At 56.3% G+C, this 15,997-nt stretch carries 16 protein-coding genes; 14 read left to right on the top strand and 2 right to left on the bottom strand.

Annotated features, from left to right (window positions below):
- Nucleotides 1-512: 512 nt before the first annotated feature.
- Nucleotides 513-1,640 (bottom strand): ISAs1 family transposase, encoded by a 1,128-nt coding sequence (locus tag ACX82Z_RS22780; protein ID WP_109614743.1) that lies wholly within the window; start codon nucleotides 1,638-1,640, stop codon nucleotides 513-515.
- A 175-nt stretch (nucleotides 1,641-1,815) separates the two neighbouring features.
- Between ACX82Z_RS22780 and pcaH the strand changes: the two genes are divergently transcribed.
- The 8 genes from pcaH to ACX82Z_RS22820 all read left to right on the top strand — a co-directional run bounded on the left by pcaH (nucleotide 1,816) and on the right by ACX82Z_RS22820 (nucleotide 8,599).
- Nucleotides 1,816-2,553: a protocatechuate 3,4-dioxygenase subunit beta gene (pcaH, locus tag ACX82Z_RS22785; RefSeq protein ID WP_051796759.1), complete on the top strand. Its 738-nt coding sequence runs from the start codon at nucleotides 1,816-1,818 to the stop codon at nucleotides 2,551-2,553.
- Nucleotides 2,543-3,133, top strand: a complete 591-nt coding sequence (pcaG, locus tag ACX82Z_RS22790) for a protocatechuate 3,4-dioxygenase subunit alpha (RefSeq protein WP_051796746.1) — start codon at nucleotides 2,543-2,545, stop codon at nucleotides 3,131-3,133. The genes pcaH and pcaG overlap by 11 nt, the downstream gene beginning before the upstream one ends.
- A 68-nt stretch (nucleotides 3,134-3,201) precedes the next feature.
- A complete protein-coding gene (locus ACX82Z_RS22795; RefSeq protein WP_459912197.1) occupies nucleotides 3,202-4,173 on the top strand; it encodes a TRAP transporter substrate-binding protein in 972 nt (323 codons plus the stop codon).
- Entirely contained in the window at nucleotides 4,148-4,693 is a 546-nt protein-coding gene (locus ACX82Z_RS22800) for a TRAP transporter small permease (RefSeq protein ID WP_109614744.1), read from the top strand. The genes ACX82Z_RS22795 and ACX82Z_RS22800 overlap by 26 nt, the downstream gene beginning before the upstream one ends.
- On the top strand, nucleotides 4,686-4,976 hold the full coding sequence (locus tag ACX82Z_RS22805) for a TRAP transporter large permease subunit (RefSeq protein WP_459912200.1): 291 nt from the start codon (nucleotides 4,686-4,688) through the stop codon (nucleotides 4,974-4,976). Before ACX82Z_RS22800 ends, ACX82Z_RS22805 begins: the two co-directional genes overlap by 8 nt.
- 175 nt (nucleotides 4,977-5,151) lie before the next feature.
- Nucleotides 5,152-6,663, top strand: coding sequence for an IS21 family transposase (gene istA / locus ACX82Z_RS22810; RefSeq protein ID WP_253126725.1), 1,512 nt, complete (start codon nucleotides 5,152-5,154; stop codon nucleotides 6,661-6,663).
- An 11-nt stretch (nucleotides 6,664-6,674) separates the two neighbouring features.
- Complete coding sequence (gene istB / locus ACX82Z_RS22815) at nucleotides 6,675-7,418, top strand: IS21-like element helper ATPase IstB (protein ID WP_427207147.1); 744 nt, start codon at nucleotides 6,675-6,677, stop codon at nucleotides 7,416-7,418.
- 152 nt (nucleotides 7,419-7,570) lie between these two features.
- Nucleotides 7,571-8,599 (top strand): TRAP transporter large permease, encoded by a 1,029-nt coding sequence (locus tag ACX82Z_RS22820; RefSeq protein WP_459912202.1) that lies wholly within the window; start codon nucleotides 7,571-7,573, stop codon nucleotides 8,597-8,599.
- A gap of 62 nt (nucleotides 8,600-8,661) precedes the next feature.
- Here the strand turns inward: ACX82Z_RS22820 and ACX82Z_RS22825 are convergent, their stop codons facing one another.
- The gene (locus ACX82Z_RS22825) at nucleotides 8,662-9,444 is read right to left on the bottom strand and encodes an IclR family transcriptional regulator (protein WP_109614746.1); all 783 of its coding nucleotides are present in this window, start codon (nucleotides 9,442-9,444) and stop codon (nucleotides 8,662-8,664) included.
- Between the two features lie 363 nt (nucleotides 9,445-9,807).
- Here ACX82Z_RS22825 and tnpA point away from each other — a divergent pair, with 363 nt between their 5' ends.
- From tnpA to ACX82Z_RS22855, 6 genes are all read left to right on the top strand, one after another.
- A complete protein-coding gene (gene tnpA, locus ACX82Z_RS22830; protein ID WP_459912204.1) occupies nucleotides 9,808-10,254 on the top strand; it encodes an IS66-like element accessory protein TnpA in 447 nt (148 codons plus the stop codon).
- Nucleotides 10,251-10,604: an IS66 family insertion sequence element accessory protein TnpB gene (tnpB, locus tag ACX82Z_RS22835; RefSeq protein ID WP_459912206.1), complete on the top strand. Its 354-nt coding sequence runs from the start codon at nucleotides 10,251-10,253 to the stop codon at nucleotides 10,602-10,604. Before tnpA ends, tnpB begins: the two co-directional genes overlap by 4 nt.
- Nucleotides 10,605-10,666: 62 nt before the next feature.
- Nucleotides 10,667-12,322 carry an IS66 family transposase gene (tnpC, locus tag ACX82Z_RS22840; protein WP_459912208.1) on the top strand — a complete coding sequence of 552 codons (1,656 nt, stop codon included), beginning with the start codon at nucleotides 10,667-10,669 and terminating at the stop codon, nucleotides 12,320-12,322.
- 242 nt (nucleotides 12,323-12,564) lie between these two features.
- Nucleotides 12,565-13,851: a class-II fumarase/aspartase family protein gene (locus ACX82Z_RS22845; protein ID WP_459912210.1), complete on the top strand. Its 1,287-nt coding sequence runs from the start codon at nucleotides 12,565-12,567 to the stop codon at nucleotides 13,849-13,851.
- Between the two features lie 39 nt (nucleotides 13,852-13,890).
- The gene (locus ACX82Z_RS22850) at nucleotides 13,891-14,790 is read left to right on the top strand and encodes a 4-sulfomuconolactone hydrolase (RefSeq protein WP_109614747.1); all 900 of its coding nucleotides are present in this window, start codon (nucleotides 13,891-13,893) and stop codon (nucleotides 14,788-14,790) included.
- A 14-nt stretch (nucleotides 14,791-14,804) separates the two neighbouring features.
- Nucleotides 14,805-15,860, top strand: a complete 1,056-nt coding sequence (locus ACX82Z_RS22855; protein ID WP_109614748.1) for a maleylacetate reductase — start codon at nucleotides 14,805-14,807, stop codon at nucleotides 15,858-15,860.
- Nucleotides 15,861-15,997 lie beyond the last annotated feature (137 nt).

Below are 15,997 nucleotides of genomic sequence, written 5' to 3' on the forward strand. Positions count from 1 at the left end.
CGAGTGTTGCTTTGACTGGACCGGGGAACGAGCAGACACTTGATACTCCATCTATGCATCGAACGAAATCTCATTCCAACACCGCAGGGTCCAACGCAAAAAATGGATCAGAATGATCGATTGTTTCGAATAGTTCGGTCGACTAGACGGAGCGGAGGTTTGGCGCTCTGCAGGAGCAGCCCATTCGTCAGGTGCGCTAGCTCAATAGTTGGACCAGGATATTATTCCCACCGATGTAGGTTCGGCGAAAAGGCTTTGGCAGAGATTCGGTGTTAAACTCCGACGCCTGCAACCCGATTTCTGCGTCCGCAAACCTGCCGCAAACAGCTTTTCAGGTCGTTGCTCTCTCTCGGTTCGGCAACCTCGCAGTCCAAGCTATTCCGGGTCGTAAACTCCGAGACATATCCCAGCGCAAAGAGAGGCAAGCTCTTTGAAGCGATAGCCAATCTAGAACCGCTCAAATGATCTTAGACGACGGCCTGCAACTCCACGGGAATCGGGTGAATTGATTTTCACTTGATGATGCTGACAAGGAAGTCTTCATTCCAACCCGCGCTCAGTCGTTTCGAAGTCATCGATAGCTTGGCTGGATGGCGACGCAACAGGTTGTGGGCCATATGCTTGATGGTCGTGAAATTGGCTGGCGCATGATCGGTTCGCACACGGCATTCGTCATCCCTGAAGACGCAATCCATCAGCCAGTGCATACTTTCCACGGACCAGTGGCGCCGTACGACATCACCGAGCTTGTCGGCGCCGTCAGCTGAAGATGTGATGTAAAAACGCGTTTCCCGTTCGACCTTGGCGTCAATTTCTGTCTCGCTGTCGACCATGATGATAGCTTTCATGCCCGGCCATTTGTGGCGCTGCTGCAGCCATCCGATGTCGTGGAAGACAGTCACGTTGCGGGTTACGATACGGCCGTGATCCCCATCGACGGACTTGTGCTGGCTGACCGTGGAGTCGCTGAAATTGCTGGATTTTTGTTCGTTGGAAAAAAGTTCGACATCCTCACGAAGGGTCCCCTGGTTACCTTTCAGTGCAAGGACGTAGTCAGCCTTTTTGTCGATGATCTTGCTGGCAATGTCACGCTGGCAGCCCATCGCATCAATGGTGATGATGGCGCCCTCGATGGCCAGCATCTCCAGGAGCTTCGGAATTGCGACGATCTCATTGGACTTCTGCTCAACCTTGACCTGCCCAAGGACCAGGCGTTGCTGGGCGGCAAAGGCCGAGACCATATGGATGGGGTTGTGCCCACCCTTCTTGCCGGAGCGTCGGCTAGTCTTTCCATCGATGGCGATCACGCCTTCGGGTATGTCGGTCAGTGCCGCAACCCAATGGACGAAACACTTCTGGAAGTGTTCTGCATCAAGGGCGGCGAACACTTCTCCAATGCGATCGTGGTCCGGCGTTCCGTTGGCAAAGGGCCGAAAGCGGCGCAGCAGATCAGGCTTCAATCTCCCGAACTCGGCAATCCCGGTGAAGGTCTCGGCCCCGGCCACAACGGCAAGCAAGGAGAGCAACAGGATCTCATCAAGCGGATAGATCACCTTGCTGAGCTGCCGCGGGTCGGACAGGTCGGAGAAATGATCAAGAAAAACAACGCTTTCAAGAACAGCTTCTTCGGATACGCTCATGGTCAGAAAATCCCAATCGAATCAATTGGGTTCCCACAGATTCAGCACTTCCCGCAAATGTCACGCATTAACTCGCCCGATTGCCTTGCCTGCAACTCGGGACGGCGTTGACGGGCAAGAAAAAGTGTTCTAACTTATTGAACAGTGTTTAGATTATATGAACAGGTAAGTGCTCATGGCCTTGTTCCTCCCCGGCTGGCCCGAAGTGCCGGCGGAATATCCCTCCGATAGCGTCGGCATGCATCCGCCTTATGATACGCCGGCCTACATCTTTACCAGAAAGCGCGCTCCATCCCGGCCCTTAAGATATATTCCGCAGACTGCTACGGAGTTGTACGGGCCTGTGTATGGACACGAAAGTGTTCGTCCAGAAGACTCGGATCTGACTCGTCAGCATGACGGAGAGCCGATAGGAGAGCGCATTCGAATTACGGGGCGTGTTATCGATGAAGACGGCCGCGGCGTTCCAAACGCACTATTGGAAATCTGGCAGGCGAACGCAGCTGGTCGCTATATTCATAAGTTAGATCAGCACTTAGCACCCCTTGACCCAAACTTTTCGGGCGCTGGCCGTACCGTTACCGGAAGCGACGGCTCATATTCATTTATTACGATTATTCCTGGTGCTTATCCGGTCGTGGGACTGCACAACGTCTGGCGTCCACGCCACATTCACATCTCTTTATTCGGGCCGTCATTTTTGAGCCGCTTGGTCACCCAACTCTACTTCGAGGGCGATCCCCTACTCAGATATGACTCCATCTATAATGCAGCGCCGGATTTCTCAAAGAGAGGAATGGTGGCTTCGCTCGATCTTGAGGCTACACAGTCTGAATGGGGCTTAACTTACCGCTTTGACATTGTTCTGCGGGGCCGAAACGGGAACTATTTCGAGGAAACTCATGCGCATTGAAGCCCCGATGACGATCACACCATCTCAGACAGTCGGTCCCTTCTATGCCTACTGCCTGACGCCAGACGACTATCAAACGATCCCTCCTATTTTTGGAAGGAACCTCGCCACCGACGATGCTGTGGGACAGCGCATTTCAATTTCGGGAACGCTCATCGACGGAGATGATCATGCCATCCCTGATGGTATGATCGAACTCTGGCAGCCTGATGGAAATGGCAATTTTGTAGGTGCACAAATCAACCCACGAAAGTCATCATTCACGGGCTTTGGCCGCACCCACTGCAATGAGTCTGGCTCCTTCACATTTCACACTGTGAAACCGGGTCGTGTTCCGACATCCGCAGGGATCTTACAGGCGCCTCACGTTGCGCTTTCCATCTTTGGAAAGGGATTGAACCGCAGATTATACACGAGAATCTATTTCGCAGATGAAGTCTCTAATGATGAAGACCCGATCTTGGCTCTCCTGTCGAGTGATGAGCGTGCTACGCTTATCGCAGAAAAGATCGATGATGCCGCCTTTCACATCACAATCCGCCTTCAAGGACAGAGGGAGACGGTTTTCTTCGAAGTGTGAGATCACAAACATAGCACTCGCCTGCGAAGGCTGCCTTTGCAGCGCAAGGTAATTCTGACGCCAATCGCGTGGCCGCAGTGACCGCGACAGCGCTTCTGTCGACATTGCCCGCCTTTGCCCGTGATCTGAAACTTGCCGATTTTCATTCGCCCTCGCATTTTATTGTTGAAGAGGTATATGAGCCTTTTGCGAACGCAGTGTCAGAGGCAACGGGCGGGGATTTAACCGTCCGACTCTATATGGGAGGGGAGCTTGGCCCAGGCCCAAACGAGCAGTACAATCGTGCTGTCGATGGCGTCGCTGATATCGTCTTGGCTATGCCGGGTTACACGGCCTCTACATTTCCATTGACCCTTCTTGCCGACCTGCCCGGTGTGATTGACGCTGAGACCGGTACCGAACGCATGCTGGCCAACATTGACAAGCTCTCTCAGGAGTATCGTCGAGTTCAGCTGCTCGCCCTATGGAATAACGCACCGTCGTTTTTGTTCTCTGCGACCAAGCCAATTCGTAAGCTCGAGGATCTTGCTGGCATGAAGGTTCGCGTCCCATCACGTAACGCAGGCCTTGTGCTCGAAGCGTGGGGAGGTGTTCCCGTTTCCATGCCTGCAAGTGAAGTTTATAATGCGATGCAAACGGGGGTCATCGATGGAGCGATGATTGACGCCACAGCTCTGACAGGGTTCAGACTGGAAGAGGTGACAAACTACATCACAGTCGGCATGGATACGTCGATTTCCCAGTTTTTGATGGTGATGAATCTCGACAGTTTCCAGGAGCTTAGTGAAGAGCAACAAAAAGCTGTTCTCGATGCTGGTCAGGAAGCCGCACGAAACGGCAATAGGGCTTGGCTCGGCGTTGCATCCACCGCCCTCAAGGACTTCGCTGGAACGGAAGGTAAAGAAGTAATTACGCTTTCAGAGGAAGAAATCGAGAAATTCAATGCCGCAACTAGTACCGTGGTCGAGAGCGTGATTGAAGAAGTCGAAGCAACAGGCGTTGCAGCACGCGCCTATGTCGAAGCGCTACAGAATGACTAACTCTCCGACAATAAAAAAGAAGCAAGGCATCGCCCATTCGATAGTAATCGAATGGGCGGTTGCCTTCTTAACGTCTCTGTCAGCTCTAGCCTTAGCCATTATCTTATGCACCAGCTTTGTTGGCGTCATCATGCGCTATTTCTTTCAGACCCCAATCCTCGGTAGTGATGAGATAATTCAGCTAGTCTCGATCGCGTTGGTTATGCTCGCAATGCCAGGCACCGCCCAGCGCGACGGACATGTGCGAGTTGATGTGTTCGATAAGCATATCGGCGTGTGGGGCCGTTTCATTGGCGACTTGTTCTCGCGTGCCGTAGGCGTCTACCTCATGTACCTCTTGACTTGGCGCTCGTGGCTAAAACTGCGTGAAGCACTGGAGTATAACGACCTATCCAACATGCTGCGTGTCCCATTCTGGCCATTCTATGGACTCATGGCGCTCGGCGGTGCCCTTTTTGCGGTTGTTCTGGTCCTGCAAATAGTTGACCTCATTCGCGGGGGTACAGGCGCGCATGACTGATTTTTCGATTGGCCTCTTCGGCATCGGAGCGCTTTTCGTATTGATGGTCTTGCGCATGCCAGTTGGGATGGCGATGCTGACCGTGGGCTTCTTCGGCACGTGGATGCTGAATGGCTTCCGTTCGGCGAACGCCTTAATGGTTACGGAGACATTCTCTCAGGTATCCAACTACTCGTTGACCGTCATCCCTCTATTTATATTGATGGGCAATATAGCTTCGGTAGCCGGCTTCAGCCGTGGGCTCTACGAAGCGGCTTTTGCATGGGTGCGGATTCCGAGCTGAAGCCGGCCGGCATTCCGATCAATTACCGGCCACCGTTCCGATTTGAAGCCGGCCACGATTCCAATCAATTGTCGGCCGTTTTTCGGCTCTAACGATACCCCCTGGGTCAGCAACTTTGGCATCAAGCCTCCCGGTACACGAGGAGATTTTGATGCCGGCGAAGAGAAGGCTGACCATGAGACAATTACGACAGATGCTCCGGCTTGCCGGAAGCGGAACAAGTAGCCGCGAGATTGCGGTGGTGCTCGGCGTTGCGCGCAGCACCGTGCAGGACAATCTGAAGCGGGCGGCGCTAGCGGGCTTGGCCTGGCCCTTGCCCGGCGAGCTGACCGACGATGCGCTCGAACATCGTCTTTTCGCCCGCGCCGGGGTCAAGCAGGGCCAGCGGCGAAGGCAGGAGCCTGAATGGGCTGAGCTTTCGATCGAGCTGAAGAAGCCGGGCGTGACGCTTCTGATCCTCTGGGAGGAATACCGCAGCGTCCATCCCGACGGTTACGGCTATAGCCGCTTCTGCGAACTGTTTCGCGGTTTCGAGCAACGCCTGTCGCCGACGATGCGCCAGGAACACGCCGCCGGCGACAAGGTCTTCGTCGACTATTCCGGAAAGAAGGTGCCGATCGTCGATCGCAAGACCGGCGAGGTCCGGGAGGCGGAACTGTTCGTTGGCGTGCTCGGCGCGTCGAGCTACACGTTTGCCGAGGCCACCTGGACCCAGACGCTCCCGGACTGGATCGGCTCGCATGTGCGCATGTTCGCCTTCTTCGGTGGCGTGCCCCGGCTGATCGTGCCGGACAACCTGAAGTCCGGCGTCAACCGCGCCAGCTTTCATGATCCCGAGATCAATCGCAGCTACGGCATGATGGCGTCCCACTACGGTGTCGGCGTCCTGCCGGCCCGGCCGCGACGCCCGAAGGACAAGGCCAAGGTCGAGAACGCCGTGCGCTTTGCCCAGAGCTGCATTCTCGGCCGCCTGCGCAAGCAGACCTTCTTCTCGCTTGCCGAGGCCAATGCCGCGATCGCCGAGATGCTCGCGCGCATCAACGATCATGTCATGCGCCGGCTCGGCGTCAGCCGCCGGCATCTCTTCGAGACGGTCGAACGCCCAGCCCTCGCAACCCTTCCCGCAGAGGACTACGAGTTCGCCGAATGGCGCTTGGCGCGGGTCTCGACGGATTATCACGTCGAGTTCAAGAGCTTCTTCTATTCCGTCCCGCACGGCCTCATCCGCCAGCAGGTCGATATCCGTGCCACCGCCCGGATGATCGAGATATTCCACCGTGGCAAGCGCATCGCCGCGCATCAGCGCCGCTATGGGGGGCCGCGCTTTGGCACGGACCCCGATCATATGCCGAGTTCGCATCGGCGCTACGCCGAGTGGACACCGGATCGTTTCCGGCGCTGGGGCGCGTCGATCGGTCCCGAGACCGAAGGCCTGGTCACCGCCATTCTCGCCAGCCGGCCACATCCCGAACAGGGCTTCAGGACATGCCTCGGAGTCCTGCGCCTCTATCGCGATCTTCCCCGCGAGCGCGCCGAGGCTGTGTCGGCGCGTGCCGTCGAGATCGGCGGGCTGACCTGCAAGACCATCACCGCACTCATCGCCACCCACAAGTCCAACAGGCATTCCACCGAACCCGCCGCCGTCATGGAACACGCAAACCTGCGCGGCCCCGGCTACTTTCATTGAGGACCAAGACAATGCTGACCAATCCCACCATCGACATGCTGCGCGAACTCGGCCTCTCCGGCATGGCAAGCGCCTATCACGAACTCGAGGCCCAACCGGAAGTGAGGAGCCTCGAGCATGGCGAATGGCTCGCTCTCCTTCTTGAGCGCGAGGCGACGACGCGCCGCCAGAAGCGCTTCGAGGCGAGAGCCCGTGCCGCCAGGCTCCGCCATGACGCCCAGGTCGAGAACATCGACTTCCGCGCCGCCCGCGGCCTCGACCGCAATCTGTTCCTGAAGCTCGCCGGCTGCGACTGGATCAGGCATCATCACAGTCTCCTGCTGATCGGACCCGCCGGCGTCGGCAAGAGCTGGCTGGCCTGCGCGCTCGGACACAAGGCATGCCGCGAGGACTTCTCCGTCGCCTATCATCGCCTGCCCAGGCTATTCGCCACCCTTGCACTCGCGCGCGGCGACGGCCGCTACCCGAAGGTCCTCAAGGCACTCGCCAGAACCGACCTGCTCATCCTCGACGATTGGGGTCCCGAGAAGCTCAACGACGAGCAGCGCCGCGATCTCCTCGAGATCATCGAAGATCGCTATGAGAAGCGATCCACCATCGTCACCAGCCAGGTGCCCATCGATCATTGGTACGACATGATCGGCAATCCGACACTCGCCGACGCCATCCTCGATCGCCTCGTCCACAGCGCCTACCGCATTGAACTCAGCGGCGAGAGCCTGCGAAAGCAGCGCCACACTCCATCCGCCGCTTGACCGCACGACAAACAGGAGCCATTCAAAACAACGACCCAGGGGAGCATCGACTGGCCGGCTTCAAATCGGAATGCTGGCCGGAATGAAATCGGAACAGGTGGCCGGCTTCGTTTCGGAATCAATGGCCGGCTTCATCGGAATACGCAGCATGGGTGGGGCGACTCCCTGGAGGTCTTGCTTCGGCTTCAGTCCTTGGGTGTGCGGCGTTCTCCGCCGTCAGTGGCTCATCGGTGGCGACTGCGGTTACCATTGGACGTGTCGCACTGCCAGAGATGGCGCGTTTCAACTATTCCAGCGGGCTCGCAACGGGTGCGATTGCTGCCGGTGGCACCCTTGGTTTCCTTATCCCACCATCAACCGGCTTTGTTATCTACGCCATTCTCACCGAACAAAGCATTGGCCAATTGTTCATGTCGGGTATTCTCCCCGGTCTCTTGCTTGCAGGCTTGTTCATTCTCACGGTCACCCTCATCTCGCTTCGAAATCCAGAAGCGGGACCGCGCGGAGCTCATGTTCCGCTAAAGGAACGTATGGCTGCCGCACTCCGTGCGGCGCCCCTGCTAACGGTAATCATAGTATCAATTGGGGGTATTTATCTTGGTGTATTCACGCCAGTCGAAGCCGCCGGCATCGGCGCGGGACTGGTCCTTATCTTGGCTCTATTTACGCGGAAGCTGACTCCGTCAACCGCTTGGCGAGCGGTTAGCGACACGGTCAGCACTACAGCCATGCTGTACCTGATCATTATAGGCGCAGCAGTCCTCAATCCGTTTCTATCGATGACACAATTGCCGTCGATGTTGGGCGAAGCAATGACGTCTGCTGGTCTCGGCCCCTATGGCGTGCTGTTTCTTGTCGTTGTTGCCTATCTGATTTTGGGGATGTTCATGGACGGGTTAGCAATGCTGGTCGTGACTGTTCCCATCTTCTACCCCATCATGATGTCGATGGGCTTTGATCCGATCTGGTTTGGTGTTGTAGCCGTTATCATGATTGAGATGGGTATGATCACGCCTCCTGTCGGCATGAATGTATTTGTCGTGAAAAGTATTGCCGGTGATGTGCCCATGGCCACGATTTTTCGCGGCGTCCTGCCATTCTGGTTTGCAATGGGGTTCTGTCTGCTTTTGCTCGTACTTTTCCCCCAAATTGCATTGTTTATACCCCAGGCGATGTTCTGACTTTTTCAGCGAAATACAAGTGTCCCGGCCAACTGCGCAGCGGTTGGCCCGGACACTTGCCTCTACCTCCTGTTCCACCCCAATGAACGAGACATTTCAGCTGCGGCCTCTTGTACATGAATGGTGCAGAAGGTCAGTTTCTCCTCCCTAAGACGGCTGGCAGGTCCAACGATTCCGAGCGACGCCACCACTTTGTGGGTCTGGTCACGAATCGGTGCTCCAACCGCATTCACACCTGGTAAGTAGCCGCCAAGATCGACAGCATAGCCTAAACGCCGAATGTCCTGGAGTTCAGCTCTCAATATCTCAGAATCGACGACCGTTTCCGATGTAAAGCGTTTGAGGGGTTGCGAAAAGAACTGAGACAGTTGCGGCTCTTCTATGAAGGCAAGCAGAGCTTTGCCGTTTGCAGAGCAATGCAAAGGGGCGCTGCCACCGACGCGAGACGCGACACGCATAGGCTCGGTGCTTTCGTTTTTTGCTAGGTAGAGAAGCTCCGAACCGTGCAAAACAGAAAGCGTCACCGTCTCCCCCGTCTTTTCCATCAGAGCCTTCATGGGGGGCGAGCAAACCTTGACCAGATCTAACTGAGCAAGCTTAGTTCCGGCAAGCTGAACGAGTGCGAGCCCGAGCCGGTATTTTCGAGTCTCAGGATGCTGCTCAATGAAACCTGAACTGGCGAGGGTGCGGAGCAGATTGTGAACTGTAGCGCTGTTAATATCGAGGATTCTTCCGATTTCGCGTACCCCGAGCCATTCAACATCGGGGGTGAATAGCTCAAGTAAAGCAAGCGCTTTAGAAACCGTCTGAACTGTGTTTTGTGGCGAATTTGGCTCCAGAGCCATAGTCCTCTCATTCTTGCAAATTGCTGCCAAGCGGCGGGTCCTTCGCGTTACAACTTCGTGAACTGTAAACCGGCGACATGAGTTAGGTCGAAGGCGCGCACTCAAGTCACCCTACCTGCTTTAGAAACGTACCATTCCATCACACATCGGTTGGAGGGGCATCATACTTCTACCGCTACCAGATTCCTTTTTCTGCCGCTTCGGCGAAGGTGAACTTCGCCGACGCAGCAACGCAGATCGCACAGAAATCTTATACGATAAATGCTGTTCATATGTAAGCGCCGTCTGTGCCCCATTGGATTGGCTATGTTTTGAGGCTTGCTGGGTATGCCAGAAGGTTTCCAGGGTTATCTGGAGATTTGCATGGCAGAAGATGGATTTGTTGGCCGCTATGAAGTTGTCGAGCCGCGCCGCGGTAACCGGCGGTGGCCGGATGACGTGAAGGCTCGCATTGTCGCGGAAAGCCTTGAGCCCGGTGTTCGTGTTGTTGATGTGGCGCGTCGTCACGGCGTTATAGCAAATCAGCTTTCCAGTTGGCGGCGACAAGCGCGCGAGGGAATTCTGGCTTTGCCTGTTGAGGTAATGTCGGGCCTTTGTGAGAGTGGTGATGCCGAGCCTGCGTTTGTGCCTTTGGCGATCACAGCGGAGCCGAGCGATGCGGTGAGTGTTTTGAGGTCGCCGGAGCGGCCAGAGGCGGCTTCAATGGTGTTGACGCTGCTTATCGGCAAGGATGTTGTACTGCAGGTTCCTGGAGACGTGCCGGTTGAACGTGTCGCCGCTCTGGTTCGTGCGATGCGAGAGATGGCATGATCGTCGCGGGTCAACGACTGCCGATCCTGATCGCAACGCGGCCGGTTGACTTCCGCTGTGGGCATCAGGCGCTGGCTTTGATGGTGCAGACCGAATTGAAGCTTGATCCGCATTCCGGGGTTACGGTGATCTTTCGTTCAAAACGCGGAGATCGCATGAAGATCCTGGTATGGGATGGCACAGGGTTAGTGCTGACGTACAAAATTCTCGAACATGGAAGCTTTGCCTGGCCCAAGGTTCAAGATGGGGTGATGCGTCTTTCCAGGGGTCAATATGAGGCTTTGTTCGAAGGTCTTGACTGGCGGCGGGTGATGGCACGACGGGTTGCCGCTCCATCGGCGGCAGGCTGAACCTTCGCTGGTCTTTGCATTGTTTTATTTGGCTTTTTAGTGCTGTTTTGCTATAAAACGGCATGTCGCAACCGATTGATCTAAGCCAGTTTCCGAACCTTCCGCCAGAGGTTGTCAAAGCCTTTGCAGCCATGCAGTTCGAGCTTTCGGTCGAGCGTGCTGCCAGGCAGCATGAGCAAGCGGTCGTCGCCGAAAAGGACGCCTTCATCACTGAACTGAAGGAGTTGATCGAGAAGCTTGAGGGGCAGGTTCACGACTATCGGCGCACGAAGTTTGGGCCAAAGTCGGAAAAGCTCGACCCGGCGCAGATGGAACTGGCCCTTGAGGATCTTGAAACGGCAATTGCCGAAACACAGGCGCGGATCGCGGCCGTCGAAAAGAAGATCGAAGTCAGCGCCTCGAATGATCCATCCAAAGCCGCTCCTCGCAAAGAGCGCAAAGCTCGTGAACTGCCCGAACATCTGCCGCGGGTCGAGCGCGTGATCGAGCCGGAGAGCATCGTTTGTCCTTGCGGTTGCGGCAACATGGTGCGGATCGGCGAGGATCGGACGGAACGGCTCGACCGGGTGCCGGCGCGCTACGAGGTGATCGTCACGATCCGCCCGAAATACGCCTGCCCCAAGGGGCGCACGGGCGTCGTCCAGGCCAGGGCACCTGCGCATCTTCTGGAAGGAAGCTGGCCGACGGAGGCCCTTCTGGCCGAGATTGCCGTCTCCAAGCATTCCGAACATATGCCGCTCAACCGTCAGGCCGAGGTCATGGCGCGACACGGCGTGCCGATCGACCGCACGGTCCTTGCTGATTGGATGGGGCGCACGGGTAACGAAATCGCAGCGGTGGTCGATCATATGGCCAAGCGGCTGCTTTTTGACAGCACCAGGCTCTATGTCGATGAGACAACAGCTCCGGTCCTGGATCCGGGACGAGGCAAGACCAAGACCGGCTATCTCTGGGCTGTGCTGCGTGACGACCGCGGCTGGAATGGTTCTGCTGCGCCGGGCGTGGTGTTCCATTATCGGCCCGGGCGCAAGGGCGAATATGCCGCTGAAATCCTCGATGGGTTCAACGGCATAATCCAAGTGGATGCCTATGGCGGTTACTCTCACCTCGCCACGCCGGACCGGGTGGGTGGCGATCCGTTGAAGCTGGCATTCTGTTGGGCGCACGGACGCAGGAAGCTGATCAAGGCCGCGCCGAAGAGCGGATCACCCATTGTCGATGAGGCACTGGTGCGGATCGCCGCCCTCTACAAGATCGAAGACAGCATTCGAGGGTCAGATCCCGAACATCGCCGGGCAGTTCGACAGGCATTGTCAGCGCCGCTGGTGGATGAGTTCTTCACGTGGATTGCGGCCCAGGCAGAGCGTGTCTCACGCAAGTCCGACCTCGGAAAGGCGCTCGCCTATATGCTGACACGACAGGAAGGCTTCCGGCTGTTCCTGGACGATGGCCATGTCGATATCGACTCCAACCTGGTGGAAAACGCGATCCGCCGCCCGGCCATGAACCGCCGCAACGCGCTCTTTGCAGGCCATGATGAAGGGGGCCGAAATTGGGCCCGGTTCGCCAGCCTGATCGGCACATGCAAAATGAACGGCGTCGAACCATACGCCTATCTCTGCGACCTCTTCACCCGCCTAGCAAACGGCCACCTCGCCAAGGACATTGACGCCTTGATGCCATGGGCATACGCCGCCCGCATCAAAGCTTCACAATGAGCTCACCAGATACTATCCGGTGAGCTCACATCCCGTCCTCAGGCCGCACGACCGAGTAGCTGAAACCGAAAAATCAATGGGGCGTAGACGGCGCATACGTTCATATTAAGCTAACGCTGTACATAATAGCCAGTCAAAGTTATAGCTACGGCTCCATCCCTAGATTCATCTTACTGGGCGTTTTGATGTCATTTTCCCCCCTTGATTCAGACCTGTTGGGGCCTCTGTTTACGACGAAAGAAATGAGGGACGCGCTCTCGGAGCGTCGATTTCTCGGGTTGATGTTGCGAGTCGAAACCGCTTTGGCGCGCGCTCAGGCTGCTGAAGGTTTGGTCAGCCAAGAGCTTGCCAACTCCATCGCCGGTATAGATCCTGGCTCTCTGGACATTAAGGTACTGGCAGAGCAGACCCGACTTGGAGCGGTCCCTGTCATCCCATTCGTAAAATCAGTGCAAGCCATGCTTCCGCCGGATGTAGCAGGTGGCTTCCATTTCGGTACTACGAGCCAAGACATCATGGATACGGCCATGATTCTTCAAATGGCCAAAGCGGTGGATCTAATCGAAACTGATCTAAGTGCCTTGCTTTCTTCCCTGTGCGAGCTAGCGGAGGAACATTGCGAGACTCCCTGCATCGGGCGCACAGCTGGCCAACATGCTTCGCCTGTCACATTCGGCTTCAAAGTGGCAGGCTGGTGTGTCGCGATCGCTGAGCACTTAGCTCAGCTTGAGCAACTTAAACTGCGAGTGCTCGTCCTCTCATTGGCTGGTCCTGTAGGCACACTGACCCAAATGGGCGATCGGGCCGAAGCCGTTGTGACGAGGACTGCGGCGGATCTTGGATTAGCCGTCCCCGCTATGCCGTGGCACACGCATCGTAGCAGAATTGTTGAACTAGGTAGTTGGTTGGCCATCCTTCTCGGAATTCTAGCGAAGATGGCGACAGATGTGCTTCACCTTGCGACAACGGAAGTGGGAGAGGTATCTGAGCCAGCGGTCGCCGGCCGGGGTGGCTCCTCGGCTATGCCTCACAAGCGAAATCCTGTTGGATCGATGATCATTCTGGCCCAACACTCTGCATCAGTGGGCCACCTTTCGACGTTGGTGAGCGCGATGGCAAGCCTTCATGAAAGGCCCGTTGGCGCCTGGCATTCTGAATGGCTGGCGCTCCCGTCTCTCGTCGGACTGGCGGCAGGAGCGCTCAGAGAGGCTCGTCTTCTAGCTGGTGGCTTGGAAGTCGATGCCGCACGAATGTACCGAAACATAGAATTGACAAACGGAATGATATTCAGCGATGCGGTTGCGGGAGGTCTAGCGCAGGCGATGGGACGCGCCGAAGCTTACACCGCCGTAGAGGAAGAAGTCGCCAACGTCGTCCGTTCAGGTGGGCACCTTCGGGAACGTCTGACCAAACGCTTCCCCGCCCACCATTCCACCATCCTGCAGGCATTTGAGCTTGCACCAGCGATCAATGCTGCCGCGAGCCGCTGTCGCGCAGCGCTAATCTCTGTTCGGAAGCAATTGGCATGACTTGCTAGTTTCGGCTCAACAGAAAGGAGCTCCAGGAAAATGTTACCCGCTGATCAAGCTGGCATACCGCCTTGCGAAGGGCCTCGCGCGCGCTCTGCGCCAATAAGTTTTGCAATACCAAAAGGCGCATGGGACACTCATCTCCATGTTTTTGGCCCAACGGCTGTGTTCCCATATGCGGAAAAGCGTCCGTATACTCCGCCGGATTCACCGCTTGAAGATTATCTGGCGTTGATGGAGCGTTTGGGCATCGAACGGGGTGTCTGTGTCCACCCGAATGTGCACGGGATTGATAATTCAGTGACTATTGATGCGGTCGAGCGTTCTGATCGCCGTCTCCTCGGAATAATCAAGCCTCATCGTGATATGACCTTTACGGAACTGCGTGACCTGAAGACCCGCGGTGTAAGAGGGGTACGTTTCGCATTCAATCCCCAGCACGGTTCCGGCGCACTCGACACCGAACTGTTCGAGCGAATGCATGGTTGGTGCCGTGAACTCGATTGGTGCATAAACATGCATTTTGCTCCTGATGCTTTGGAGGGGCTATGTGACCTCATCGCGGGAGCTGAAACACCGATCATAATCGACCATTTTGGCAGAGTTGAAACGGCGGCCGGAGTCAACCAGCTTCCCTTTAAGATCCTACGTGATCTTGCGACTCTTGATCATGTCTGGATTAAGTTGACGGGAGCCGATCGGATCTCGCATTCAGGTGTTCCATATGACGATGTTGTGCCGTTCGCACACGCCTTAAGTGAGATAGCCCCTGACCGCCTACTCTGGGGAAGCGACTGGCCGCATTCCGGGTACTTCGACCCGAAGCGCATGCCAGATGACGGAGATTTGTTGAACTTAGTTGCCCGGTTTGCTCCTGACGTCGCTCTCCGGCATAAAATCCTGGTTGATAACCCTGCCCGATTGTTCGGCGCCATCTAAAGGGCGGATATTCAATGCAACCTTTCGTGTACAATTCAGCTCCTTCAAGGGTTATCTTTGGCCGTGGAGCATCACGATCACTGGCTGCGGAGCTGGACCGACTAGGGCTGAAAAGAGCGCTGGTACTGTCCACACCGCAACAAGAAGAACAGTCGCTTTCAATCGCGAGCAACTTAGAATGGCGGTTGGCGGGGTCGTTCCATGAAGCCGCTATGCACACTCCGAGTGAAGTCACGGCGGTGGGTGTCAGGCGAGCGAGCGAGGTCAATGCGGACTGCTTGGTTGCTATCGGAGGTGGTTCCACAATTGGTTTGGGCAAAGCAATAGCGTGGCGAACCGATTTGCCACAGGTTGTGGTACCGACGACATATGCGGGGTCAGAAATGACCCCCATACTGGGGCAAACGGAAGATGGGTTGAAAACCACAATCCGTAACCCAAAAATCCAGCCCCAGACGGTGATCTACGACGTTGACTTAACTCTGACCTTACCGGCCCAAATTTCTGTTACGTCAGGCTTGAATGCGGCTGCACATGCGGCTGAAGCGCTTTACGCCCGGGACCGCAATCCGGTGATTTCCCTTTTAGCAGAGGAAGCTATTCGCGTCCTGACCCAGGCGCTCCCACGGATCGTCGATGACGAGCGAAATGTCGAGGCACGAAGCGAGGCGTTGTACGGAGCCTGGTTGTGTGGGATTTGTCTCGGCTCCGCGGGAATGGCTTTGCACCACAAATTGTGCCACACGCTTGGGGGCAGTTTCAATTTGCCTCATGCAGCTACCCACTGCGTGGTACTGCCTTATGCCTTGGACTACAATCGTACGGAAATTCCCGAAGCAATGGCAGCGATGTCGCGCGCAATGGGAGGTGTGGACGCTGCAAGGGGTTTCCGTGCTCTCGCAAAGAACTTAGGAGCCCCGACGTCCCTCCAAGCATTGGGCTTTGAAGAAGCAGATATAGCGCGCGCAGCGGAGCTCGCCACGGAAAATGCTTATTGGAATCCACGTCCAATCGAGCTCGCGCCAATACGAACGCTCTTGACCCATGCATGGCGTGGCGATGATTTGTGAAAGACTTTGCGCCCCTTCAGCACACGAGTATGACGATGATAGCCTCCTGTCTCCAGCCATCCGAGCCGCACTTTTAAGGTCGAATCGTCCCCACCAGTAAGGTCACGCGAAAGATCTTGAAGCCTTAAACCCGGATA

This window comes from Aliihoeflea sp. PC F10.4, assembly GCF_054612275.1.

What these genes read in the sequence shown, in the direction of transcription:
- istA (WP_253126725.1), top strand. Translation starts at nt 5,152, where the DNA reads ATGAGACAATTACGACAGATGCTCCGGCTTGCCGGAAGCGGAACAAGT.
- ACX82Z_RS22845 (WP_459912210.1), top strand. Translation starts at nt 12,565, where the DNA reads ATGAGGGACGCGCTCTCGGAGCGTCGATTTCTCGGGTTGATGTTGCGA.
- pcaH (WP_051796759.1), top strand. Translation starts at nt 1,816, where the DNA reads ATGGCCTTGTTCCTCCCCGGCTGGCCCGAAGTGCCGGCGGAATATCCC.
- ACX82Z_RS22850 (WP_109614747.1), top strand. Translation starts at nt 13,891, where the DNA reads ATGTTACCCGCTGATCAAGCTGGCATACCGCCTTGCGAAGGGCCTCGC.
- tnpB (WP_459912206.1), top strand. Translation starts at nt 10,251, where the DNA reads ATGATCGTCGCGGGTCAACGACTGCCGATCCTGATCGCAACGCGGCCG.
- ACX82Z_RS22780 (WP_109614743.1), bottom strand. Translation starts at nt 1,640, where the DNA reads ATGAGCGTATCCGAAGAAGCTGTTCTTGAAAGCGTTGTTTTTCTTGAT.
- ACX82Z_RS22825 (WP_109614746.1), bottom strand. Translation starts at nt 9,444, where the DNA reads ATGGCTCTGGAGCCAAATTCGCCACAAAACACAGTTCAGACGGTTTCT.
- ACX82Z_RS22855 (WP_109614748.1), top strand. Translation starts at nt 14,805, where the DNA reads ATGCAACCTTTCGTGTACAATTCAGCTCCTTCAAGGGTTATCTTTGGC.
- tnpA (WP_459912204.1), top strand. Translation starts at nt 9,808, where the DNA reads ATGGCAGAAGATGGATTTGTTGGCCGCTATGAAGTTGTCGAGCCGCGC.
- ACX82Z_RS22805 (WP_459912200.1), top strand. Translation starts at nt 4,686, where the DNA reads ATGACTGATTTTTCGATTGGCCTCTTCGGCATCGGAGCGCTTTTCGTA.
- istB (WP_427207147.1), top strand. Translation starts at nt 6,675, where the DNA reads ATGCTGACCAATCCCACCATCGACATGCTGCGCGAACTCGGCCTCTCC.
- pcaG (WP_051796746.1), top strand. Translation starts at nt 2,543, where the DNA reads ATGCGCATTGAAGCCCCGATGACGATCACACCATCTCAGACAGTCGGT.
- ACX82Z_RS22800 (WP_109614744.1), top strand. Translation starts at nt 4,148, where the DNA reads ATGTCGAAGCGCTACAGAATGACTAACTCTCCGACAATAAAAAAGAAG.
- tnpC (WP_459912208.1), top strand. Translation starts at nt 10,667, where the DNA reads ATGTCGCAACCGATTGATCTAAGCCAGTTTCCGAACCTTCCGCCAGAG.